Source organism: Methylophilus medardicus (assembly GCF_006363955.1).
GTDB classification, from domain to species: Bacteria; Pseudomonadota; Gammaproteobacteria; order Burkholderiales; family Methylophilaceae; genus Methylophilus; species Methylophilus medardensis.
In genome coordinates, this window is record NZ_CP040948.1 from 2,494,065 (window position 1) to 2,519,669 (window position 25,605).

General features: G+C 48.5%; 19 protein-coding genes. 9 read left to right on the forward strand and 10 right to left on the reverse strand.

Annotated elements, in window-relative coordinates; translation table 11 throughout:
* Position 1 precedes the first annotated feature (1 nt).
* Positions 2-1,393: an MFS transporter gene (locus FIT99_RS11860; protein WP_140004466.1), complete on the reverse strand. Its 1,392-nt coding sequence runs from the start codon at positions 1,391-1,393 to the stop codon at positions 2-4.
* Positions 1,394-1,470: 77 nt separating this feature from the next.
* On the opposite strand from FIT99_RS11860, the gene uvrA reads away from it, so the two are divergent.
* Complete coding sequence (gene uvrA, locus FIT99_RS11865; RefSeq protein ID WP_140004467.1) at positions 1,471-4,305, forward strand: excinuclease ABC subunit UvrA; 2,835 nt, start codon at positions 1,471-1,473, stop codon at positions 4,303-4,305.
* A gap of 147 nt (positions 4,306-4,452) precedes the next feature.
* Here the strand turns inward: uvrA and mtgA are convergent, their stop codons facing one another.
* The 3 genes from mtgA to FIT99_RS11880 are packed head-to-tail and all read right to left on the reverse strand — an operon-like array spanning position 4,453 to position 6,462.
* A complete protein-coding gene (gene mtgA, locus FIT99_RS11870) occupies positions 4,453-5,139 on the reverse strand; it encodes a monofunctional biosynthetic peptidoglycan transglycosylase (RefSeq protein ID WP_140004468.1) in 687 nt (228 codons plus the stop codon).
* Positions 5,140-5,148: 9 nt separating this feature from the next.
* A complete protein-coding gene (gene aroE / locus FIT99_RS11875; RefSeq protein ID WP_140004469.1) occupies positions 5,149-5,973 on the reverse strand; it encodes a shikimate dehydrogenase in 825 nt (274 codons plus the stop codon).
* 39 nt (positions 5,974-6,012) lie between these two features.
* Positions 6,013-6,462, reverse strand: coding sequence for a rhodanese-like domain-containing protein (locus FIT99_RS11880; RefSeq protein ID WP_140004470.1), 450 nt, complete (start codon positions 6,460-6,462; stop codon positions 6,013-6,015).
* Between the two features lie 352 nt (positions 6,463-6,814).
* Here FIT99_RS11880 and glnA point away from each other — a divergent pair, with 352 nt between their 5' ends.
* From glnA to FIT99_RS11910, 6 genes are all read left to right on the forward strand, one after another.
* Entirely contained in the window at positions 6,815-8,224 is a 1,410-nt protein-coding gene (glnA, locus tag FIT99_RS11885; protein WP_140004471.1) for a type I glutamate--ammonia ligase, read from the forward strand.
* 126 nt (positions 8,225-8,350) lie between these two features.
* Positions 8,351-8,842: a DUF4124 domain-containing protein gene (locus tag FIT99_RS11890; protein WP_140004472.1), complete on the forward strand. Its 492-nt coding sequence runs from the start codon at positions 8,351-8,353 to the stop codon at positions 8,840-8,842.
* Between the two features lie 107 nt (positions 8,843-8,949).
* Positions 8,950-10,050, forward strand: a complete 1,101-nt coding sequence (gene glnL, locus FIT99_RS11895; protein ID WP_140004473.1) for a nitrogen regulation protein NR(II) — start codon at positions 8,950-8,952, stop codon at positions 10,048-10,050.
* Positions 10,051-10,069: 19 nt separating this feature from the next.
* A complete protein-coding gene (ntrC, locus tag FIT99_RS11900) occupies positions 10,070-11,461 on the forward strand; it encodes a nitrogen regulation protein NR(I) (RefSeq protein WP_140004474.1) in 1,392 nt (463 codons plus the stop codon).
* A gap of 187 nt (positions 11,462-11,648) precedes the next feature.
* Positions 11,649-12,704: a porin gene (locus FIT99_RS11905; RefSeq protein WP_317616154.1), complete on the forward strand. Its 1,056-nt coding sequence runs from the start codon at positions 11,649-11,651 to the stop codon at positions 12,702-12,704.
* 181 nt (positions 12,705-12,885) lie between these two features.
* Positions 12,886-14,091, forward strand: coding sequence for a tyrosine-type recombinase/integrase (locus FIT99_RS11910; RefSeq protein ID WP_140004475.1), 1,206 nt, complete (start codon positions 12,886-12,888; stop codon positions 14,089-14,091).
* 380 nt (positions 14,092-14,471) lie between these two features.
* Here FIT99_RS11910 and FIT99_RS11915 read toward each other — a convergent pair whose 3' ends face one another.
* Together FIT99_RS11915 and FIT99_RS11920 are read right to left on the reverse strand one after the other, a co-directional pair.
* On the reverse strand, positions 14,472-15,143 hold the full coding sequence (locus FIT99_RS11915; protein ID WP_140004476.1) for a DUF6445 family protein: 672 nt from the start codon (positions 15,141-15,143) through the stop codon (positions 14,472-14,474).
* 93 nt (positions 15,144-15,236) lie between these two features.
* The gene (locus FIT99_RS11920) at positions 15,237-16,502 is read right to left on the reverse strand and encodes a porin (RefSeq protein WP_189524831.1); all 1,266 of its coding nucleotides are present in this window, start codon (positions 16,500-16,502) and stop codon (positions 15,237-15,239) included.
* 368 nt (positions 16,503-16,870) lie between these two features.
* On the opposite strand from FIT99_RS11920, the gene FIT99_RS11925 reads away from it, so the two are divergent.
* Complete coding sequence (locus FIT99_RS11925; RefSeq protein WP_140004478.1) at positions 16,871-17,353, forward strand: hypothetical protein; 483 nt, start codon at positions 16,871-16,873, stop codon at positions 17,351-17,353.
* 3 nt (positions 17,354-17,356) lie between these two features.
* Here FIT99_RS11925 and mutY read toward each other — a convergent pair whose 3' ends face one another.
* The 4 genes from mutY to katG all read right to left on the reverse strand — a co-directional run bounded on the left by mutY (position 17,357) and on the right by katG (position 24,343).
* Complete coding sequence (gene mutY / locus FIT99_RS11930) at positions 17,357-18,400, reverse strand: A/G-specific adenine glycosylase (protein WP_140004479.1); 1,044 nt, start codon at positions 18,398-18,400, stop codon at positions 17,357-17,359.
* A 2-nt stretch (positions 18,401-18,402) separates the two neighbouring features.
* The gene (locus tag FIT99_RS11935; protein ID WP_140004480.1) at positions 18,403-21,129 is read right to left on the reverse strand and encodes an AsmA family protein; all 2,727 of its coding nucleotides are present in this window, start codon (positions 21,127-21,129) and stop codon (positions 18,403-18,405) included.
* Positions 21,130-21,147: 18 nt separating this feature from the next.
* Positions 21,148-21,951: an undecaprenyl-diphosphate phosphatase gene (locus FIT99_RS11940; RefSeq protein WP_140004481.1), complete on the reverse strand. Its 804-nt coding sequence runs from the start codon at positions 21,949-21,951 to the stop codon at positions 21,148-21,150.
* 208 nt (positions 21,952-22,159) lie between these two features.
* Complete coding sequence (gene katG / locus FIT99_RS11945; RefSeq protein WP_140004482.1) at positions 22,160-24,343, reverse strand: catalase/peroxidase HPI; 2,184 nt, start codon at positions 24,341-24,343, stop codon at positions 22,160-22,162.
* Positions 24,344-24,688: 345 nt separating this feature from the next.
* Here katG and FIT99_RS11950 point away from each other — a divergent pair, with 345 nt between their 5' ends.
* The gene (locus FIT99_RS11950; protein WP_140004483.1) at positions 24,689-25,585 is read left to right on the forward strand and encodes a hydrogen peroxide-inducible genes activator; all 897 of its coding nucleotides are present in this window, start codon (positions 24,689-24,691) and stop codon (positions 25,583-25,585) included.
* The last annotated feature ends 20 nt before the right edge of the window (positions 25,586-25,605 follow it).

Genomic DNA, 25,605 nt, shown 5'->3' on the forward strand with positions numbered 1-25,605 from the left:
ACTACTCCCCTATTCGATTCATGATTGCTTGCGACAATGCCGCTTGAAATGCTTTGCTGCGCTGATTTTCCAACTTTACCATGAGCATGGTTTCAGAGGGAATGGCGACAACTTCGTACACACCTTCCATGGCGCGAATGTCTTGCGCCAACTGCGCTGCTTGCGCATCATTATACCCTTGTATATGGAACATTTTTGTTTTGACACTCGGTGGCGCTTGCATGCCAAGCGCCAGCCCAAACCAGATCAGCATCAATATTGCGCAAAAGACAAATACGGTGGGGCTACCGTAACGATGCGACAACCAACCACCGAGCGCAGCGCCAAGAAACATGCCAAATGATTGGGCAGTGTTGTGCACACCCATCGCAGTGCCTTTGGCGGCTGCGGGGGCCATTTTAGAGATCAACGACGGTAAAGAGGCCTCTAAAATATTAAAAGCAACAAAATAGGAGAACAAGGTGGCGACAATCCCCCACAGGCTATTTAAGCTGAACATAAAGGCAATCTGCGTGAGCAGCATGAGCGCGACAGCCATCACAAACACTGGCTTCAGTTTTGCTTTTTTCTCGGCATAAATAATCGCAGGCACCATCAGAATGAACGACAAGACCAACACCGGCAGATAGATTTTCCAATGCGAATTTTCGTTCATGCCGGTACTGTGTTTGATCGCAAACGGCACCACCATAAACATCGCCATCTGCGCGCCATGCAAACAAAACGTCCCGAAGTTAAGGCGTAACAACTGCTTGTCGCGTAATACTTCTCCAATCTTAGCGGGGGCCGCTTGGGCATCGGAGTGAAAGTGCGCGTGCAAAGGCTCGGGGACTGCAAATTTGACCACGGCAATGGCCAAGACTGACAGCACAGCCGTGAGCCAAAAAATGCCCGACACGCCTATCCACTGGTTTAAGATCGGCCCAGCAACGAGCGATACGGCAAAGGTGACACCAATGGTGGCCCCGATCATCGCCATGGCTTGCGTGCGATGCTCCTCACGCGTTGAATCCGCCACCAGCGCCGTGACGACGGCAGAAATCGCGCCGGCACCCTGAATGGAGCGCCCGACGATCACCATGTAGATATCTTGGGCAGTTGCTGCAAACACACCGCCAACAGCAAACATGATCAAGCCCAGGTAAATCAGTTTTTTGCGGCCAAAGCGATCGGATGCCATGCCAAACGGCAACTGAAAAATAACTTGCATGAAACCGTAGGCGCCCAAGGCGAGCCCAATCAAGGCGTGATTGTTCCCACCCTGCAAGGTTTCAGCATAAATCGCAAAAATAGGCAGGATTAAAAACATGCCCAACATACGCAGCCCATAAATAGAAGCCAGGGCCGCGGTGGCGCGCGTTTCTATTTGGGTCATTTTTTCGGAGAACTGCATGAATCGGTAAGAAAACTTGGCTTAATTTTGAATAATTGCGTATATTATCAGGTTGGCTGTCTGTTCGTGAAAGTATCATGGAATTTATCAAAATTCGCGGGGCGCGCACCCATAATCTGAAGAATATCAATCTGGATATCCCACGTAACCAATTGGTGGTGATCACGGGTCTTTCCGGCTCAGGAAAATCTTCGCTAGCCTTTGATACGCTCTATGCAGAGGGGCAACGCCGCTATGTCGAAAGTTTGTCCGCTTATGCCCGCCAGTTTCTGGCGCGCATGGATAAACCTGATGTCGACCTCATCGAGGGCTTATCGCCCGCGATTTCTATTGAGCAAAAATCTACCTCACACAATCCACGTTCTACCGTGGGCACAGTCACTGAGATTCATGATTATCTGCGCTTGCTGTTCGCTCGCGCTGGCGACCCAGAATGCCCGGAGCATGGCATCAAATTAGAGGCGCAAACCGTCAGTCAGATGGTGGATAGCACCCTCAAACTGCCTGAAGACACCAAGCTCATGATCCTGGCACCAGTGGTAGCCAACCGCAAAGGCGAACAACTAGATTTATTTGATACGCTTAAAGCGCAAGGTTTTGTGCGTTTGCGCATTGATGGCAAAATCTATGAAATGGATGCCTTGCCGCAACTGGCCAAAACCACCAAACATAGCGTGGATGTGGTGGTTGACCGTTTAAAAGTGCGCGAAGACATGAAACAGCGCATCGCCGAATCCTTTGAAACAGCGCTCAGGCTAGCCGATGGCAAAGCTATTGCGCTCGAAATGGACAGCGAAAAAGAACACCTGTTTTCAGCCAAGTTTTCTTGCCCTGTGTGCGATTACTCACTCGCTGAACTGGAACCACGCCTGTTCAGCTTTAACAACCCGATGGGCGCTTGCCCTAAATGTGATGGCCTAGGTCAGGTGACGTTTTTTGACCCAAAACGGGTGGTCGCATTTCCGCATTTGTCTCTCGCAAGCGGCGCCATTAAAGGCTGGGATAAGCGTAACCAGTTTTACTTTCAAATGCTAGCCAGCTTGAGTCAGCATTACAATTTTGACTTAGAAGCCCCGTTTGAAAACTTAGCCGAGGACATTCAGCAAACCTTGCTGTTTGGATCTGGTCGCGACCAAATCACCTTTAAATATCTCAATGAGCGCGGCACCTTTTTCAGCAAGTCGCACACCTTTGAAGGCATCATTAATAATCTGCAACGGCGCTATCGCGAAAGTGATTCCACCGCAGTGCGTGACGAGTTGGCGAAATACATCAACGCTACTAGCTGTCCGGATTGCGCAGGCACTCGCCTTCGCAAAGAGGCGCGTCACGTCAAAGTGGGCGACCGTAACATTCACCAAATTTGTGAAGTGCCGCTCAAGCAGGCATTACACTTTTTTGAATCACTGCAACTGAGCGGCCAAAAGCTAGCAATTGCGGATAAGATCGTCAAAGAGATTGAAAATCGTCTCAAATTTTTGACCAATGTTGGCTTAGACTATTTATCGCTTTCACGCTCTGCCGAAACTCTGTCCGGCGGTGAGGCCCAGCGTATCCGACTTGCCTCGCAAATCGGTAGCGGCTTAACCGGCGTGATGTACGTGCTTGACGAGCCTTCTATCGGCTTGCACCAACGGGACAACGATCGTCTGCTTGAAACACTCAAGCGCCTGCGCGACTTAGGCAATAGCGTGATTGTAGTGGAACATGACCAAGATGCCATTCAACTGGCTGACTTTATTGTGGATATTGGCCCCGGGGCGGGTGAGCATGGCGGCAATATTGTCTCGTTCGGGACACCGGCTGAAATCGAAGCAGACCCCAACTCACTCACCGGGCAATATATTAGTGGCAAAAAGCAAATCACCTTCAAACTGCCCCGCACCAAACCAGACCCAGCACGTTGGCTAAAGCTCAATCATGCCACCGGCAATAACCTTAAGGATGTGAGTATTGAAATTCCAGTCGGCTTGCTGACGTGTGTGACTGGGGTCTCGGGCAGTGGAAAATCCACCCTGATCAACGATACGCTTTACCGCGTGGTGGCGACACATTTATATGGCAGCACCACCGAAGCTGCGCCGCACGCAAGCATCGACGGCTTAGAGTTTTTTGACAAAGTGGTTGACGTTGACCAAAGCCCGATTGGCCGCACGCCGCGCTCCAACCCAGCGACCTATACCGGCTTATTTACGCCAATTCGTGATTTATTCGCCAGCGTGCCCGAAAGCCGCGCCCGCGGCTATGGCCCGGGACGCTACTCGTTCAACGTCAAAGGTGGTCGGTGCGAAGCCTGCCAAGGCGACGGCGTGTTGCGGGTAGAAATGCATTTTCTGCCGGATGTGTATGTGCCTTGCGATGTGTGTAAAGGTCAGCGCTATAACCGCGAAACACTTGAAATTCAATTCAAGGGAAAAAACATTCACCAAGTGCTCGCCATGACGGTGGAGCAAGCGCACCAGTTTTTTAATGCGCAACCGGTGATCGAACGCAAACTCAAAACATTGCTCGATGTTGGTCTCGGTTATATCACGCTTGGGCAATCGGCCACTACGCTTTCAGGCGGCGAGGCGCAACGCGTGAAACTATCGCTTGAGCTGAGCAAACGAGACACCGGCCGCACACTGTATATTCTCGACGAGCCGACCACCGGCTTGCATTTCGCCGACATTCAATTACTACTTGATGTGATTCATCGGTTGCGGGATTCAGGCAATACGGTAGTGATCATCGAACACAATTTGGACGTGATCAAAACGGCTGACTGGCTGATTGATATGGGTCCGGAAGGTGGCGATGGTGGGGGTATCGTAGTGGGGGTAGGCGCGCCTGAAGAACTGGCAAAAAATACGGCCAGCTATACTGGCCGTTACCTCATACCCTTACTAGAACATCTCGCTGTCAGGGCTTAAGGTCAACATGCAACCGGGCCCCTTGATGCACCCACCGCGCTAGCGAAGGGACATCAGATACGGATGTGGTGTGCCACATACATATATTTATATAAAATATTGTAGATGGCAGTGAACGTGAGTCATGCGTAAAACAAACCCTTAAAATTAGGGTATTTTCACTAATCGCATACGCGCTTGTATGGTGGCGGCATGCCGGTTGAGATAGCGCGTGCTGCGATGTGCATCATAAAAACGCGGGTTAGGAACCATGGCCGCCAGACGCGCGCTCTGCGCAGAGGTCAAGGCGCGAGCACTGCTGTGAAAGTAATGCCGCGCGGCCGCTTCAGCCCCAAACACACCCTCGCCCCATTCAATGACATTCAAATAGAGCTCGAGAATGCGACGCTTGCTCAACAACTTTTCGAGCATGAAGGTAATCACGGCTTCTTGCGCTTTGCGCCAAGGCGTGCGGTGCCCTGATAAAAACAAGTTTTTGGCTAACTGCTGACTAATGGTCGAACCGCCTGCGACAATGCGGCCTTTTTTGAGATTTTTTTCAAACGCGGTTTCTATGCCCACCCAATCAAATCCCTGATGTACCACAAATTGACTGTCTTCAGCGGCAATCACCGCCCGCTTTAAATGTTGACTGATCTGCGCATAGGGCACCCAATGCTGTTTTAATTTAGCGTCTGGTGCACGTTCTTGAAGCACCTCGAGCTGTGCTGCCATGAACGCAGTTGATTCAGGGTTATGATCCACCCACCACAGAATATGCAGCACCACCCACACTTGGTACAAAAGCACCCACAGCAAGAGGATGCCAAAAAACAATTTAATCGTTTGTTTCATGCCAACAGTTTAGGGCAAGCGAAAGGATTGGATCACAGGCGCAGTGTCTGGACGCAAGCCATGCCATAGATAAAATGCCTCTGCGGCTTGCTCTATCAGCATGCCCAGCCCATCAGCCACCAGCATCCCTGCCGCCCGTGCTTGCTGCATGAAGGGCGTTTCGCGACCATACATCATGTCATACGCCAAGCCTGTGGACTGAAAAACCGCGGCGGGTATATCCAACGGCCGATCAGTTAAGCCTGCAGAGGTCGCATTGATAATGACATCATAAGATTGTGCGACGGCCGACATTACCTGCACTTCTAAGCGGGTCTGACAACGCGCCGCCTCAGCTGCAAACTTGGCTACCATGCCCTGTGCCTTGTCCAAACTACGATTCGCAATGGTCAGTAGCAAAGGCTGTTGCTCAAGCAACGGCAACATCACGCCCTGAGCCGCACCACCGGCGCCGAGCAACAATATTTTTTTACCCGCCAACGGCGCTTGCTGATGCTTTAGCAGGTCGTTGACCAAACCACAGCCATCAGTGTTGTCACCCAGTAATCCAGTCGGTAGAAAACACAAGGTATTCACAGCACCCGCTGCCTGCGCCCGCTCAGTCAACCCCTGACATAATGCAAAGGCCTCAAATTTAAATGGCACCGTGACATTAGCGCCGACAAAGCCCTCGGCTTGTAAGCGCTGCACCGTCGCAGTAAACCCATCCAATGGCGCCAATATTTTTTCATAAATGATGGCCTTATTAAATTGGTGGGCAAATGCTTGATGAATGGTTGGCGACTTGCTATGTTCGATTGGGTGGCCAATCACGGCATATTTTTCTGGGTTCATGCGCGGCGGGGTGGTCTTTGTTGGGGGGATGATAATCGACTAATTGGTCCAAGGTAGTCCGGCATGCTTCCAGCCGTTGATGAGTGTTCTTTGTTTGAGCGCATTCGCCTCGCCCTCAAAGCCCTCGCTCATGTTATAAGCTTTGCTGTAGCCCAATTGCTGCGCCAACAATGCCGCATTGTGGCTGCGGCCGCCGGTACGGCACATGAATATCACCGTGCGTGATGGATCGACTTGCGTTTGCAATTGCTCAGCAAACGCGGTGTTTGCAACCATCCCCGGATAAAAAGCCCACTCGATATGTGTCGCCATAGGCACCCGGCCCACTAACTCTAGTTCTGCGCGTGAACGCACGTCGACCAACACCGCCTCACGATCTTGACTAACCAGCGTGTAAGCTTCTTGCGGAGTCAAGGCGCCAGCATAAGAAAGGCCGCTTTGGGCGGCTCGCGCTTGGGCCAGTTTTAGAATATTTTCAACACTTTCCAAATTACACCTTCGTTCTACATGTCATATTTTTAAATGCTGAGTATACCTGCGAAAGCCAATCAAAATCACAATGCACCATATTGGTGCTCAATTTGTTGCATCGCACATTAAAGGTGCATGGTGATTTTACAATTTTATGCAAGATACCCCACATGCATGCAAAATGGTTATTTTGGGGTGGCATGCTTCCTGCTAATATTACACATTCAGTTTTAATAAATTTAGTCATTCAACTGAATTTAAATAATCTATTATTTTGACCTTGCGTGCGTTCCGGGACATCCGCAACATGTCCCTTTTTGACGTGCGCAACCTGAATCACTGTTTGAGCTTGATCATTGAGGAGAATGTAATGTCTGTTGCAAATGTAATGAAATTGGTTGCGGAAAACGACATCAAATTTGTTGATTTCCGTTTCACCGACACCAGAGGTAAAGAACAACACGTAACCGTGCCTGTTTCTCACTTCGACGAAGACAAATTTACTGAAGGCCACGCATTTGACGGTTCTTCCATCGCAGGCTGGAAAGGCATTCAAGCCTCCGACATGCAATTGATGCCTGATGCAAGCAGCGCTTTCATCGATCCATTCTTTGACGAACCAACCTTGGTATTGACCTGTGACGTGGTAGACCCTACCGACGGTAAAGGTTATGACCGTGACCCACGTAGCTTGGCTAAACGTGCAGAAGCCTATCTGAAATCCAGCGGCTTGGGCGACACTGCCTACTTTGGTCCTGAGCCAGAGTTCTTCATTTTTGATAGCGTTCAGTGGGATGCCACCATGGGTGGTAGCTTTGTGAAAATCAATTCCGAAGAGGCCGCATGGTCTTCTGGTGAAAAATTCGAAGGCGGTAACACAGGCCACCGTCCTGGCGTTAAAGGCGGCTACTTCCCAGTGCCTCCTGTCGATTCATTGCATGACATCCGTTCTGCAATGGTCATGACTTTAGAAGAGCTGGGCGTGCCTGTTGAAGTGCACCACCACGAAGTGGCAACTGCAGGTCAATGTGAAATCGGTACTAAATTTGCAACCCTAGTACAACGTGCTGACTGGACGCAAATCCTGAAATACGTCGTCACCAATACCGCACATGCTTACGGCAAAACAGCCACATTCATGCCAAAACCAATGTTTGGCGATAACGGCTCTGGTATGCACGTTCACCAATCTGTTTGGAAAGATGGCAAAAACCTGTTTGCAGGTAATGGTTATGCTGGCCTGAGCGACTTTGCGCTGTATTACATCGGCGGCATCATCAAGCATGCACGCGCACTGAATGCGATTACTAACCCAGGCACTAACTCATACAAACGTTTGGTACCGCATTACGAAGCACCGGTAAAACTGGCTTACTCCGCTAAAAACCGTTCTGCTGCGATTCGTATTCCATTCGTGCATTCAGACAAAGCACGTCGTGTTGAAGCTCGCTTCCCAGACCCGATTGCTAACCCATACTTGGCGTTTTCAGCCTTGTTGATGGCCGGTCTTGATGGCGTTCAAAACAAAATCCATCCTGGTGAGCCAGCAACAAAAGACTTGTACCATCTGCCACCAGAGGAAGATGCATTAATCCCAACCGTTTGTTCATCATTAGAGCAAGCATTGGAGTACTTGGACAAAGACCGCGAATTCTTGACACGTGGCGGCGTTTTCTCTGATGACTGGATTGATGCATACATTGCATTGAAAATGGAAGAAGTGACTAAACTGCGTCAAACACCACACCCAGTGGAATTTGGCTTGTACTACTCCTGCTAAGCGCAAGGCAGTGCACCAAAACAGGGCAGCTTCGGCTGCCCTGTTTTTTTATGTGGCATCCACGCGGTCAACCCGTGGGGAGAATCACACGTTGATAACCTCAACAATCTACTCTAAACTATTGCCATGAAAAGACTTTTTTACATTCTTGCTTTCACAATGGTCTCGCACAACAGTCTGGCCGATATCTACAAATATACAGACAGTAACGGCGTCACCACCTACACTAATATAAAACCTGAGGGGAATAGCAAAGCAGAATTGGTCATCAGCGGGCCAAAAACGGCAGATCCAGCACCGCCTCCTCGTGAAAAAAAATCGACCGTGAGAGCACCGTCACCCAATAGTTTTCCCAAAGTAGATCAGCAAACACAGACGCAACGAGACCAGAAGCGCAAAGAGGTGCTGATGGCCGAATTAGCGCAAGAAAAACAAGCACTTGAGAATGCAAAACAGCTGTATGAAGAGGCGCAAAATACCCCGGAAGTTTATCGAGGCGCCAACGGAAAAACCTTCAGAAACGTTGCAAAATACGAAGAAAAACTCCATTTGATTGAAGCGGAAATTCAAGCGCATGAGCGCAATATCGAACTACTAAATAAAGAGCTCCATTTGTAAACGCACCATTTTGGCAACTATTTAGGTCCTTTTTGCCAAATTTCTCATAATTGGCTTAGCTTTTGCTTTAAAACAGGGCGTGATTCACTCTTTTAACAAGCAAGGATATGGTTCAAAAATCTCCCAACGGGTTTAATGGTTTAGAGCATATTGCCACGGCAGTGATTCTGCTCAATAACCAGCTGGAAGTCACCTATGCGAATTCAAGTGCAGAAATTTTATTCGCTTTCAGTGCCAATCAGATCCAAGGCGTGCACATGCACGATGTGTTCTTCAATTGTGAGATTTTGCAGATGGCGGTCACCAATGCCATCCAAACGCAAAGCCCATACCGCGAGCATGAGTTTACGTTAACCACGCAACGTGGCCAAACCACGGCAGTCACCTGTACCGTCACGCCCATCTCGACCATGTTTAACCAAACGGCAGAGGACATGTTAATCCTGGAGTTTGTGCAGATGGATCAGCAGTTACGCATCGCCCGTGAAGAGCGTATGCTAATTCAACAACAAGCCAATTCTGAATTGTTGCGCAATCTTGCACACGAAATTCGCAACCCCTTAGGCGGCTTACGCGGGGCAGCGCAGTTATTAGAATTTGAGTTGCCGCAACCGAGTCTTAAAGAATACACGCAAGTGATTATTAAAGAGGCTGACCGCTTACACAGCCTGATGGATCGACTGCTGGCACCGCACCGGGTGCCCAAGTATGAACCCACCAATATTCACGAGGTACTTGAGCGCGTGCGCAGTTTGCTATTGGCAGAGTCGCCCAATCATATCCGCGTCATTCGCGATTATGACACCAGCCTGCCAGAATTGATCGGTGACCGCGAAAAGCTTATCCAAGCCGTGCTGAATATTGCTCGTAACGCGGCGCAAGCGATGCAGCAACATCAAACGGACAACGCCAGCATCACTTTCCGTACTCGGGCGGAGCGACAAATTACCCTAGCTAGAAAACGTTATCGGGTAGGGATTCACCTTGAAATTATTGATAACGGTCCGGGCATCCCGGCGGGCATCAAAGAACGTATTTTTTACCCCTTAGTCTCTGGCCGCGAGGGCGGCACTGGCTTAGGGCTAGCGCTAGCACAAACATTTATTACGCAACACCATGGCATGATCGATTGTGATTCACAGCCAGGAAAAACCACTTTTCATATATTGCTACCGATCGAAAGTACGCAATTAAAATCATCAGCATAAAAAATTACGAGAAATAGCTATGAAACCAATCTGGATCTTAGACGATGACAAATCCATCCGCTGGGTGTTTGAAAAAGCACTTGCACGCACGGACTTTGACTTTAAAACCTTTTCGTCCCCCGCCGAAGCACTCAATGCCTTGAACAGAGAGCAGCCTCAGGTCATTGTCAGCGACATCCGCATGCCCAACGGCTCAGGGCTGGATTTTTTGTCTGAGGTGAAGCAGCGTTTCCCCGATATTCCGGTGATCATTATGACTGCCTACTCAGACCTTGAAAGCGCGGTTGCCGCCTTTCAAGGTGGCGCCTTTGAGTATCTAGCCAAACCCTTTGATGTCGATCAAGCCATTGAGATCATCAAGCGGGCAGTGGAAGAAAGTATGCGGCAGTCGGTGGAGGCGGTTGAAGATAGCGGCCCATCACCAGAAATTATCGGCCAAGCCCCCGCCATGCAAGAAGTATTTCGCGCCATCGGCCGTTTAAGCCGCTCGCACTCTACGGTGCTGATCAATGGCGAATCCGGTAGTGGTAAAGAGTTAGTCGCCAGCGCCCTGCACAGACACAGCCCACGCACGGATAAACCTTTCATAGCGATTAATACCGCTGCGATTCCCAAAGATTTACTCGAATCTGAATTGTTTGGCCATGAACGGGGCGCTTTTACAGGCGCTGCAGCCGCGAGACGAGGTCGATTTGAGCAAGCCGATAACGGCACCTTATTTTTAGATGAGATCGGCGACATGCCAGCTGATTTGCAAACGCGCCTGTTACGCGTATTGTCTGACGGCCAATTTTATCGGGTCGGCGGCCACCAACCGATCAAAGTCAATGTGCGCGTCATTGCGGCAACGCACCAAGACCTCGAAGAGCGTGTCAAACAAGGCTTGTTCCGTGAGGATCTATTTCATCGCTTAAACGTCATCCGCCTGCGTTTACCGCCCTTGCGCGAGCGCAGGGAAGACATCCCCCTGCTCACCAAGCATTTTCTCGCTCACAGCGCGCAACAGCTAGGTGTAGAGCCCAAACAGTTATCGCAAGCGGCTATCAAATATTTAATGTCCGTCAACTGGAGCGGTAACGTCCGTCAACTAGAGAACGTATGTCATTGGCTGACCGTGATGGCACCGGGCCAAAACGTCGATGTGAACGACCTACCCCCTGAACTCAAAGAAGACACCGGCAAACAAAATACCGGCGGATCTTGGCAAGAAGCGCTGGCGCAAGAAGTCACCGATGCGCTCAATCGGGGTGAAACCAATATTTTGGACGCCAAAACCAAAGAATTCGAGCGCATTCTCATTACCCGCGCACTCGCCCACACCGACGGTCGTCGTATCGAGGCAGCTAACCAGTTAGGCATGGGTCGCAACACCCTCACGCGAAAAATTCAAGAGCTGGCGATTGATGATTAGCTTAGGCTAGAGCGTTGCAATGAATACTGATCCTTACATTTCTATGCATCAATTAGCATAAACTGAAGTTTGTGTTGTTAACGCTTACTACACTCACACCTCTTTTAGTGGTGATGCAAAGGGTGGTACAGGTCCCCTAGGTCTTGGCAGCGGTAATGCTGACAGCGTCAATAACATTACCACTGGCTTGTTGCCTAACTACTTAAGCGTTTCTGGAAAAACCCGTCAGAACGATCTGGATGTAGGTTTTACCATCAGCATTAACCCAGGTGCCTCTACCACACAAGCTGGTATTCAAAACGGTGGCTCAACGGGCAGGACAGGCAACCAAGAAAACCGTCAAGCATTCCTGACTTTCGGTGATGCTTCTTGGGGTTCTGTCAAGCTTGGTAAAGATTTAGGCATTTTCGCTTCAGATGCTATTTTAAACGACATGACTTTATTGGGTGTTGGCGCTGGCGCTGGTTCTCTGGCGGGCAATACAACCACTTTAGGTCGTATTGGTACGGGTTTTATCTATGCTGACTGGAAGGCGCAAATCGCCTACACCACCCCAAATTGGAATGGTTTCCAAGCAACCGCAGGTTTGACACAAGCCTTTGATGCATCAAGTAGTCTGCAGACACCAAATAAAGATGCAAACGCTTTTTCTGGCAAACGTGGTGGCTCACAAAGCGCCTACGAAGCTAAAGCTTCTTACGAGTGGACGGGTGATGTTGCGGGTAAGGTCTGGATGTCTGCAATTACTCAAAAATTTGAGGATTTAAAGAACTCCGTATCAATAACAAGTGGCGTGGACAACCGTGCGACAGCATTCGATATTGGCTCGACTGTTAATGTGGCTGGTTTTGGCCTAACCGGTTATTACTATACTGGTCGTGGCTTGGGTCAAACCGTCCAGTTCAACGATGGCTTCGACATCAAAGGTTCTCGTCGTGATTCTGATGGCTGGTATGTGCAAGGAACTTATGTTGTTCCGGGCGTAAGCACAAAATTAGGCGTTAGCTATGGCTTGTCTACATTAGATGGCACAAGCCATGATAAAACAGTTGTAGGTAGTGGTAACTTCAAGAAAATTGAAGACTCCATGTGGACCATTGGTGCGTATCATCCTCTGACCAAGCACTTGAACTTGGTAGCAGAATACTCACAATCACAACGTGAGGTAGATTCAAGCGTGGTTGCGAACGACCTGAAAGCGAAGGCAAAAACCGTTTCTTTGGGTGCTATTTTGTTCTTCTAAGCGCACACAATAACTTCACATGTAGCTAACGACATGGATCGGCTAGCGATAGCCAGACCAGAACGGGAAATAACAGTATGTTATTTCCCGTTTGTCGTTTTGGCGCAACAAAAAACTAACATTATTTAAATATTGTATATTTGAGTTAGAATCCTGCCTTATTTTTATTGAAAACTTCATTATGCGCGGTGCACTTTTACAGAAGATTGTCAGTCTTGATGAATTTTTGAACCATCCCGGACAGGTTCAAACGATGGCGCATGGGCAGCCTGTGGTGGTCGTGAATCAGGATAAACCCCTATTTTACCTACTGACGCCCGACGATCTAACGGCGATGATTGGTAACGCACATGAGGTAAATTCCCCATTAAATCATGCGCTTGTAAAAAGTATTGGCGATTATACAAACGACTTGATTCAAAATGCGCAATCGCGTTACAAACGAAATATTTTGTCAAAAAAGAGTGTTGATATCCTCAGCTATCGGATCAAAAAACACATCCTACCTTTTTTCAAAACCTTGGCTATTTCTGACATCAACACCAAGGTGCTGGCTAATTTTGTCGATTATTTAAATGAAGCAGAGATTGGTAACGTGGCGATCGCACAATATTTAATGATCGTAAAAATGGCTTTGCAAGCGAGTCAACGCCAAGGTCATCTTGATACCCTACCTGAATTCCCCTCGATTACCTCCAAACGGCAGTCACGAGGCGCTTTTACCTTGCAGGAATATGCGCTATTACTCAGGACTGCTTGGCGCATGCGAGAGCAAACTTTTAATTTTCAAAACGTATTACATTTGAATGCAATGGGCTTAGATAAACGCTTATTAACCATGCGCAAAGAGATGTATTACCTGATCAGCTTTATGGTGAACAGTTTTGTCAGGCCAAGTGACATCAAGGTGATGAAGCACATGCATGTGAAGCGCATAGAACGTGCACAAACGTATTTACGCTTGAGTCTGCCAGAAACCAAAGGCCACGATGCACCGATAGTGACATTACGTCAGGCAGTGAACGTGTATGAAAAATTACACAAGGACGCAAAAGCGCGTGGCTATGGTAAACCAGACGACTATGTATTTTTACCAGAGATTAAGAACCGCGATTATGCGATGCGTATTCTCGGATTTCTCTTCAATTGGCTACTTTTCGAAACAGATTTAAAACAAGGCCCGCACGGTATTGGTCGCACGCTGTATAGTTTGCGGCATACCGCCATTACATTTCGATTGCTTTATGGGCAGGGCATCGACATGCTCACCTTGGCACGCAACGCACGCACCTCGGTGAGCATGATTGAGAAACACTACGCATCTACCTTGAGCGGTGAAATGAACATCAGCCTGTTACAAAGCAAGCGCATGCAAAAACATGTTTAACAGCATGGAAATGCCTAAGAAATTGCAAACGGGGCTACTAGTTGTATTGTCCGATGGCAAATTTTATTGAGTGAACGGCTAACAAGCCTAAAGATCGATGTCTGTGCCATTGCGGCGACTCCACCAAAAACTCGAAGAGCGTAACGAATAAGCCTTGTCCCGTCAGAGAGCTTTTTTCAACAATTAAGCGCCGTCAACCTTGGTTTAAAGCCCTCAGGCAAGCACAAGGAAAGTTCCAACCAACAAAACAAAAATTTGAGCATACTCCAATTAAGCAAGCACCATCTTGCACAGATTATTTTCGTATCTGGACATAATCAGTTAATCATAGGACGAACTGCGCTAACACTTAAAGTTTAGCAACGAGGATTGATGATTGATTAAAGTGGCTGTTTTTTAACACGTAACAATGGGAAAGAACTTTCTTTATTTGCATCAATTTTAGTAATAAAAAAAACCTGCGCCAATCGCGAATCCTGTCTAGTTTTCCCGAAAAAATTATTCGCGCAATGGTGTATGTCACCCTCAAAAAGAATAAGTGAGTTGTACACGTTATTCACACGAACTACTTCATCAAACATCTCATGATAACTAAAATCAATGGGCTCTTTGCGTTTAAATCGCTCATCATTTTCTTTAATTCTTTTCCAGTATAAATCTTCATCGTAACTGGCATTTTTTCTGAATAACGAAGTGCCAGAATCTAATGGCGCATCTGGTGTCAAGTACAGCACGCCAGCGAATACCGTATTTTGATCCTGATGAATCAATCCATGATCATATTCACCCTCTACGATTTGAAAGCTAGTATTTATTTGCCAACGCATAACATCATGCTCTGGGATATGAAATGCACTGATAAGCTTCTTACAGACCTTTTCATAGAGAGATTGACTTAACTCTCTTAACTCCTTCGTTCTGCTTCCCGGAAAAACATACTCAATGTCTTTCATTTCATGACAATAAGTATATTTTTGTGCCAACGCATATTTTCTGATTTCATCTGGATTTTCATAAAACTCTGAAATAACGGTGACAGGGTAAAGCTTCATGGATAGAACTTTCGATGTATTTAATCAATAAAAAAACGGCAACCGAAGTTGCCGTTTTCTGACTTTTAATTTAAGCAGTTAAACTGCGTTAAACTAGAAGAATAAGATAGCGCCCAAAGAAACAGTTTTGGACTTACCATCTAAGTCAGCAGCATTTCTGTTGTTAACTTCTGATTTAGCTGTAGAGTACTCTGCAACCAAGTTCAAATGCTTCGTAATTGGGTGGTATGCACCAACTGTCCACATTGAGTTTTGGTACTCGCTGAATGTCTCACCGCTGTTACCATCAAGGGTTGATTCACCGTATGAAACGCCCAATTTTGTAGATACACCTGGAATAGTGTATGTACCTTGAACGTACCAGTCATCGGAGTCACGACGCTTACCGTTTGCATCGAAACCGTCACGCAACATAACTGTGGTACCAGTACCACGGCCTTTGTTATAGTAACCAGTCAAGCCAAAGTCTGCAACTTTGATAGATGCACCGATATCCATAGCAGTTGCACGATCAGAACCCAAATCGTTTGCTACGTTAACAGTTTTAAGTTGATCAACTTTTTGTGAAAAGAATGATGTCCAAACTTTACCAGCAACATCACCAGTCCACTCGTAAGATGCTTTACCTTCGAATGCAGGCTGTGAACCACCACGACCAACACTTGTAGCACTACCAAATGCACCGGAAGCAGTTGTTGTTTGACCTGCGCCGAATGTGTTCCATGCTTGAGTTACACCAGCTGTGAATTGGAAACCATTCCAGTTTGGTGATGTGTAAGCAACTTGTGATTTCCAGTCAGCGTACATGAAACCTGTACCGATACGACCTAAAGTAGTTGTGTTGCCGGCCAGAGCACCTGCACCTGAACCAACGCCCAACAATGTCATGTCGTTCAAGATAGCGTCTGAAGCGTAAATGCCCAGATCTTTACCCAGCTTGATAGAACCCCATGAAGCATCACCGAATGTCAAGAATGCTTGACGATTTTCTTGGTTACCACCGAAGCTGTTACCGTTTGGGTTAGCATTCTGGATACCGGAGTTTGTAGTTGATGAACCTGGGTTAATGCTGATTGTGAAACCAACATCCAGATCGTTCTGACGTGTTTTACCAGAAACGCTCAGGTAGTTTGGCAACAAACCAGTAGTAATGTTGTTCTGTGTGTTGTCACCGTTTTCAGTTTGACCACCAATACCAGTAACGTTATCGCCGCTAGTGCTAGTAGTTGTGTAGTATGCGTTAACAACGCCACCGATGTCCAAAGTCCAGTCACCAGCTGGGATAGTAATGCCAGCTTGTGCGCCAGTAGCGGCAGCGAACAGCGCTGCTGCAACTGCAACGTTCAATTTTGTATTCATACGAATCTCCAAAAATGTTGTTTTCACAACTTGTGTAAGGATATTGCTTTTTAAGATGAGCGCAAAAACGCTCATACTCGAGAACTCCTGCGGAACCACTGAAAGCGTTTCCAGCAAGGTCAGAGCAATTCTTGCAAATGCAGGGGTCGCGGCGCAAGTGAATACGTCATATTGCTTAGCCCAAGTTTGTTTTGTTGCAGATTTGCAACAATCTTGGCGGTAGGATAGGGAAGCTGATGATGAAAAGGAATTGTTTTATTGGGCTGTTCAAACTAAATTTACCTAAAAGTTTCTGCTAGGATAGCAATTTAGCGGGGTTACCCCCGTTATAAACTTTTATTGTTGTTTCAATTTTGCCGGGGTTAGTCATGATTTCTGATATTCAGTTGTGTAGTCGTTTTATTGATACATTAGACTGGATTTGCCAAGTACTCATCAGACACTCTGATGACTTCAATGTCGCTTTGGTGAAAATCGCCTATGGTGATGATAATAGTTTAGGTGAAGCGTATGGCGCGCCAGAGGCCCTCCGGCAACTGTCTTCATTGACGCACGACTTACAACAGTCTTTCAGGCGGTCCGATTTGGTCGGTAGGGAGGGGACAGATTTTTGGATTTTGTTCCCGTATACCCGTGTGACGGATAATGTCTATGACAAACTGATGGATGTGATTCAAGGCGCTGAGCACGTGAGCCTGAATATTGTTGAGCGCGAAATCGCCATTTTTGAACTGCCGGTCATCTACACCAAAGCCATGGTAAAGCCTGACCGAGCGCACTCATTGCTCAAGCACCTCAAAAGTAATCAATCAAGTTTGGCCAGCCATGTGTTTAAACTGGCACACCTCTAAACATTAAAGGTGTGCGCTCTGAAGCGCTTTGATCAAAGTACGCACCGGCGTCGGCAAAGCAGCAGCAATGGCGTCTGAAAGCGTCAGCCATTGCATATGTGGCGGCAGCGAGGGGCGTCGGGCAATAAGCTGCAGGGGTTGGGGTGTAATCTCCAGTTTAAAGTGCGTAAAGCTGTGCCAAAGCACCGGCATGACCTCTAGCGCTTCCGTCTCGAGACCAAACGTTTGTTGTATATAAGGTACAGCAATCTGCGATGGGGAGAGTTCGGGCAAACTCCATAAGCCACCCCAAATACCGTGATTGGGGCGCCGCTCTAGCAAAATCTCGCCTGCATCCACAATCATCAATAGGGTGACCTGCTTTTCAGGTAAGGCTTTGCGTGGCTTGGCCGTCGGCAACAACGCCACTTTTTGCTGCTGATACGCCAAACATTGCGACTGCATCGGACACGCATGACAGCGCGGCTTGCTGCGGGTGCATAAAGTCGCACCAAAGTCCATTAAGCCTTGCACATAAGCTGGGAGCTGTTGCTTCGGCAACAACTGCTCTGCCAGTTGCCAAAGCTTTTTCTCCACCTCAGGCAGGCCCGGCCAACCCTCGATGGCATAGAGTCTTGCGAGAACACGTTTGACATTACCGTCGAGGATGGTTTGCCGCTGGTCAAAAGCGAACACACTAATGGCCGCCGCCGTGGAACGACCGATGCCTTTTAATGATTGTATGGTATCGAAATCGGTTGGGAAGACTCCGCCATGGTGATGCATGATGGCACGGGCGGCGTGATGCAAGTTGCGGGCACGTGAGTAGTAGCCCAAACCGCTCCAATATTGCATGACATCGTCCTGCTCCACTTGCGCAAGACTAGCAATCGTAGGGAAACGCTGCATGAATCGCTGGTAGTAAGCGATCACCGCCGAGACCTGCGTTTGTTGCAGCATGATTTCGGAGACCCAGACCGCATAAGGGTCGCGCGTCTGCTGCCATGGTAAATCATGACGGCCATGCGCCTGTTGCCAGGCGATGAGTTTTTCAGCAAATACACTCACAGCTAAAAGTTGAGGAGCTTTTTAAGCGCCTTTTCTTTGAGTTGTTCAGCAGGCTTGGGATCTTGTTTGTTGCTGCCTTCTGAGGAAGGCGCATCACTCGGGCTGGCACTGCCGGCCGAATTTCCATTCAGTAGCCCTTTTAGCGCATCTGCTTTATTGCCCCCGCCGATCAGTGATTTGACTGCACCCGCTTTATCACCGCCTAATTTATCGGTGAGCGCATCTAGGGCAACCGATTTTGCAAGTGCTTGCCCCATGGCCGCCATGTCTACCGCAAACTTGGGGGCGGCAAAGGTACCGGTGATCTTGACTGGCACGCCAAGGCTGCCGAGCTGTTCTGTGTCTTTACCGCCTTGACCTTTGAGGGAATTGACCAGAGTGGGTTTTGCTAGGTAGTTAATCTGCGCTTTACCAATATCGATATCTCCCTTGCTTTCGCCCTTAGGCAAGCGAAATATAGGCGCTTTCATGGCAAGGTCATCGTTGTGTGCAACCCCGTTTTGAATACGAAAAGTAGCGGTTAACTCACTAAAATCGGTTTTTTTGCTTTGATCTGCGGCAGCGTTGGTCTGCCCTTTAAGCAGATTGATTTTGCTTTTGGCATCTCGGATGGTGCCTGCGAGGTCAAAGCCTTTAACGGCGCCATCGGCCATTTTCAAATCAACCGAGCCGCCTAGTGACTTTTTTAGCGCTGACACCGTATTTCCTTGTGCGGTCACATTCACATTGAGCTGACCGTTGCCTGAGAGCATGTCGTTGTTAATGGTATCGACCAGCAGCGGGCCGACAGCAATATTCTGCAAGCTTTGTTGAATGGCGACCGCAGGGGTCGCGCGCGCATCGAGCTTGACTGTGCCACGCACAGTGCCTTGATAAACATCGACATTCAATGGGTCTAGGCTGGCCAAGCCATCTTGCGCTTTGAGACCGACATTTAGGTTTTTGGCTTCTGTTTTGCCATATTTTAACCAACCAATTCGGATGTTGCCTTGTGCGTTCAGCGCTTTCAACGCAGACATATCAATTGCTTGCTCAGCATTGTCCGGTGTTTTTTCAGCCGGTTTGTTGTCGCTGGCACTCGCGGTCGATGGCGGCAGGTAACGATTCAAGTCGAGCTTATCGATATTCAAATCGAAGCGATATAAGGGTTTGCTAAACTGGCTGATGCCCACACTGCCTTGAATACGGCTGTCGTCGAGTTTAACATCCAGCCCTTGCAACGCCAGCGTTTGTCCATCCGCCTTGATACCCACATTTAGGCCCGTGAGCGTATATGGGCTGTAGAGGATTTTGCCGATATGAATGCTGCCGTCCAGAAACAAGGTTTTTAAAGCGCTCAGGTCGGCAGGCTTATCTGATTTGGCAGCCGTTTTAGCACTGTTCGTTTTCACGTCTTTTTTAGCATGACTATTGCCCAGCAATGCATTCAAATTGAGGGTATCCGCATGCAGCTTGAAGCCTATATGCGGCGTACTGAAACTGGCTACACTGACATCTCCGTTAAGTGCGGTCTCAGCTAAACGCAAATCAAATGTGGTTTTGAATTGTTCTTGCTTGAGGTTGGCATTGGCTGCTAGCTTGAACTGGCCCTGCATGGCCCCTTTCGGTAATGCAGGGTCTTTAATATCAAACTTGCCGGCCAATGCAGGCACCTCAAAAATGCGGTCAGCAAGATTGGCTTTGACTGGGGAGGCGAAATGCCCCTCCACCTTGCGTGCACCTGCATGAATGTTCACATCAGCGGTCAGCCCCTTGCTTTCAACCCTTTGCTGATTGCCTTTGAGCTCGGACAGCACCACAGCCACGCTGAGGTCGCCGTTTGCATCTTTCTGTTTGAGCAATAGAGCGACTTTTTCGCTGCTGATCGCTTGCGGGCTGACCGCCACCGCGGGGGCCTCTAAGCTGACCTCACGCTGCACGCCTTTAAAAGTGCCTTGCATGGCGAGTTTAAGCGCAGACACATCGAGTGCGGTTTTCGTCGCATCGGCATCGATTGAGCCTTGTGCGGTCAGGGTGACATCTTGGCCATCGAGTATTGCGCCTTTGAGTTGCGCATCGAGACCTTTCACCACGAAATGTTTTGCTTCAGGGTCCGCCATGATATTGGCCTTGATGAAGGCCTGCGCATCCACGGCGGGCTGATTAGCGACCAGATGAAAATCGGTCGCAATATCGAATGGTTTTTTAAGTGCAATCTGGCCAGTGGTTAAATTTAGCTGGTCAACCGCATACTGCGCGCCGGTGCCTTCATTGCTAAAGCGTGCTTGCGTGTGACTGATTTGAATGCCTTGCACATCAAAATTAATCTGCTCAGAGGCTTCTTCATCTTTGCTCAGCAAATCATCAAAGTTGAAACTGCCATCAGCATGTTGAATCACATTGACCTGCGCACCATCGAGGTAAATGGTGTCAACCACGATTTGCTTTTTCAATAAGGGTAATACGGCCAGTGCCACTTTGGCGCTTTTGATAGCGGCAAACTGTTTATCTGACTGATGTTCTGACAAGGTGATTTCACCCAAATCAGCTCCGATTTTGGGCCAAAAGCTGAGTTTAATATCGCCTTTAATATCCAGCGTGCGCTGTTTTTTATCTTTCACCAGTTGAATCACGGTGGGCTTGTAATCTTTAGGGTTAAACGTGACCGCCAGGTACACCAGCAATAACAGCAAAACCGCAAACAGCGCAGCGAGGCCTAAGGCAATTTTTTTAAACAGCGCACCATTCATGATTCAAACCTTAATCCGTTAATGTGCAAAAAAGACCAACACCAAAATCCCGAATACGATGCGATACCAGGCGAACACCGCAAAAGAATGTTGAGCCACAAAGCGAATCAGCGCGCGAATCACCATCAGTGCAGTTAAAAACGACACTATGAAGCCGATTAAAAAAATCAACGCATCATCCAAGGACAACAAATCACGTGCCTGATATAAATCGAGGCCTGTGGCCGCAAACATAATCGGCAATGCCAAAAAGAATGAAAACTCGGTCGCGGTTTGGCGGCTAAGACCAAAACACATCCCCCCCATGATGGTCGCACCCGAACGTGACATGCCCGGAAACAGCGCCAGTGATTGCGCGAAACCGATTTGCAATGCCTGTTTAGCCGTAATGCGGTCGACTTCAGTGGTTTTGCCCTCGGGCACAAACTTTTCGATTAACAAAATCAATACCCCGCCCACCACCAGCGCAATGCCGACCGTAAACGAAGAAAACAAATACTGTTTGATTTGATGATGTAGGGCGAGGCCGATGACCGCCGCTGGTAAAAATGCAATGATGAGATTGCGCACAAAATGCTGGGCATTGGTATCGGTTTGAATACGTTGCACGGTTTGCCACAGGCGTTGACGGTATTCAACACATACCGCGAGCACCGCGCCTAGCTGAATAATAATTTCAAACACATCTCGTTTGTCTTTAGAGAGAAAATCGAGCCACTCTCCGGTAATGATCAGATGTCCAGTACTACTGACAGGAATAAACTCGGTCGCGCCTTCGACCAGGCCCATGATCACGGCCTTCAGCATCAAATAAATATCCATGGGGGTATTCTAGCAGACACTGCAAAGGACTTGCGGCCGTGTTAAGCAAAATTAGCGAATCCTGTAAATTCGCCTTGGCGGTGCAAAACAAAATGCAGCTTGCCCTTGTTTAGGCAATCAGAAGTTTCATGGCCGGGCACGCGCTGATCCTTTTAAAAAATAAAAAGCGCCTTGATTGCTCAAGGCGCTTTGCTAGGTGTCAACGAGATTATTTCAGATCAAAACGGTCCGCATTCATGACTTTTACCCATGCTGCGACAAAGTCATGCACAAACTTTTGCTTCGCATCGTCTTGTGCATACAGCTCAGCGTAGGCGCGCAGAATCGAGTTTGAGCCAAACACCAAGTCAACGCGGGTAGCCGTCCATTTCACCAGCCCTGTGTTGCGCTCACGTACCTCATACAGGTTTTTACCTGTTGGCACCCACTGATAACGCATATCGGTCAGGTTGACAAAAAAGTCGTTGCTCAGCACGCCTGGCTGGTGGGTAAATACGCCATGTTTACTGCCAGCGTAGTTAGTATCCAGCACACGCATCCCACCAATCAACACCGTCATTTCTGGTGCAGTCAGGCCCATCAGTTGCGTGCGATCAAGCAACATTTCTTCGGCGGTTGGCACGTAGTCAGCCTTCAGCCAATTGCGGAAACCATCATGCACAGGCTCCAAAAACTCAAATGAAGCTGCATCAGTCTGCTCGGCTGTGGCATCGCCACGACCTGCAACAAATGGCACCGTTACTTCAACGCCTGCGGCTTTCGCTGCCTGCTCTACGGCAGCCGAACCGCCAAGTACGATCAAATCCGCCATGCTGACTGGTTTGCCAAAGGCTTTTTGCACGGCCTCTAACGCAGCCAATACTTTCTGCAATCTGGCAGGTTCATTCCCTTCCCAATCTTTTTGCGGCGCCAGACGAATACGCGCGCCATTGGCGCCGCCACGATAATCAGACGCCCGGAAGGTACGCGCACTGTCCCATGCCGTTGCGATCAGTTCCGCTTGGGTCAATCCACTCGCCAAAATCTGCACTTTTAAGGTCGCGATGTCGGCTTCACTCAACGCAAACCCTGCCGGCACTGGGTCTTGCCAGATCAGATTTTCTTGTGGCACATCCGGACCGATATAGCGCGTTTTTGGCCCAAGGTCGCGGTGTGTCAACTTAAACCACGCCCGCGCAAACACCTCAGAAAAGTACGCTTGATCGTCACAGAAACGTTCGGAGATCTGACGATAAATCGGGTCTTTGATCATCGCCATATCCGCATCCGTCATGATTGGATTATAACGAATGCTCGGATCTTCGACATCGACTGGCTTGTCTTCCTCTTTGATGTCGACCGGTTCCCATTGCCAAGCGCCTGCCGGGCTCTTACGTAATGCCCATTCGTGATTAAACAGCATGGCAAAATAACCGTTATCCCACTGCGTTGGATGCGTGGTCCAAGCGCCTTCAATGCCGCTGGTGACGGTATCCCGCCCAACGCCTCGGGTGGTGTGATTGTTCCAGCCCATGCCTTGCTCGTGCACATCGGCGGCTTCAGGGTCTGCGCCTAAATTGCTCGCCTGGCCGTTGCCGTGGGCTTTACCCACGGTATGCCCACCTGCGGTCAAGGCCACCGTTTCCTCGTCATTCATCGCCATCCGCGCAAAGGTTTCACGGATATCGTGCGCAGTTTTCAGGGGATCAGGATTGCCGTCCACCCCTTCAGGATTCACGTAAATTAGCCCCATCATGACTGCTGCCAGCGGGTTTTCAAGCTGACGCTCACCTGTATAACGGCTACCTACACTGCCAGTTTTGGCCAGCCACTCTGTTTCGTTGCCCCAGTAGATATCTTTTTCAGGATGCCAAATATCTTCACGGCCAAAGGCAAAACCAAACGTTTTCAAGCCCATGGATTCATATGCAATGGTACCGGCCAGCGCAATTAAATCCGCCCATGACAGTTGATTGCCATATTTCTTTTTCACTGGCCACAGCAGGCGACGCGCTTTATCAAGGTTAACGTTGTCAGGCCAACTATTTAACGGCGCAAATCGCTGGTTGCCCGTGCCCGCACCGCCACGGCCATCCGCCACACGATAGGTGCCTGCGGCATGCCAGGTTAAACGGATCATCAAGCCACCATAATGCCCCCAATCCGCCGGCCACCATTCTTGGCTATCCGTCATTAGAGCATGCAGATCTTTTTTCACCGCAGCCACATCAAGGGTTGAAACCGCCGCACGGTAGTCGAAGTCCTGCCCCAGTGGATTAGTCTTGCGATCGTGCTGGTGCAAAATATCCAGATTGAGCGCATTTGGCCACCAACTGGTATTGGATGCCGCGTTTGTGGTTAACGCACCATGGCCGAAGGGACATTTGCCGCCGCTTTGTTGTGTACTATCCATTATTTAAACTCCTTATTTAGTGTCATCATTCAGCCACCTTGCATCACAAGGTGATCAATATAATATTTATCAATTGTTACGATAGTAGTTTAATGTCAATGCAACTACAATATGATTGCTTATAGTTAAAAACAGGCAGCGTAGGCCGCTAGTGCTTCTTTTAGGTCTGGCGGATCTTTGTATAACCAAGCCAACATATATTCTCCTTTTTCGTTCAAGTTCATTGTGTGCATGCGTTGCATTCTACCCAGCGCAATTTAATTTGGATAATTGTATGTTCTGATATGATTGATTAATAAAATTAATGCAATTAAACTAATCACCACCTCTAGCGAGCAAATCCTCATGACCCTCATTGAATTAAAGTTTGTGCTGGCCGTGGCCCAAGAACGCAATTTTCGCCGTGCTGCCGAAAAATGTTTTGTGACGCAGCCCGCGCTTAGTTTGGGCATTAAAAAGCTTGAGGAGGAGTTAGGTGTCTCATTGTTTGAACGCAACCGCAATGAAGTGACGCCAACCGACATTGGTGCGCAGATTATTGCGCAAGCCAATATTGTGCTGGAACAAGCAGCCAAAATCAAAGACATGGCTAAGCACGGGAATGACCCGCTTAACGGCCTATTTAAATTGGGCATGATTCACTCGGTTGGCCCTTATTTGCTGCCTGAAATCATCCCGCCTTTAATTAAGACAGCGCCACAAATGCCGCTCGAAGTGGAAGAAAACATCACTGCCACGCTTGAACAGCAATTAAAAAATGGAGTGATTGATGCGGCGGTGATTGCCTTGCCATTTGACGTGCCGGGGATTGAGATCATCCCACTTTATGATGAGGACTTTAATGTGGTGGTGCCCGTGAGCCATCCTTGGGCCACGCGCAAAACGATTGATGCCGATGAATTAAGCAACGAAAAAGTATTATTGCTGAATACCGGTCACTGCTTCAGCAATCAAGTGACCCAAGCTTGCCCAGAGCTCAGCCGCAAAGGGGAAGTGCTACAAGGCAACTCACTAGAAACGATCCGCAATATGGTGGCATCCAACTTAGGGATTACTGTGTTGCCGGCCATGGCCACGGCTTCGCGTTATCAAAACCCATTGATACGTGTGATTCCGTTTAGCAAACCTGCGCCGAGCCGACGCATTGCGCTGGCTTGGCGCAAAAGTTTTGTGCGCACAGCAGCGATTGAGGTATTACGACAAGTGATGGTTGAAGTAGGGTCTGGACAGGCAAAGGAATAACTGCACCCTGTGCCGTATCC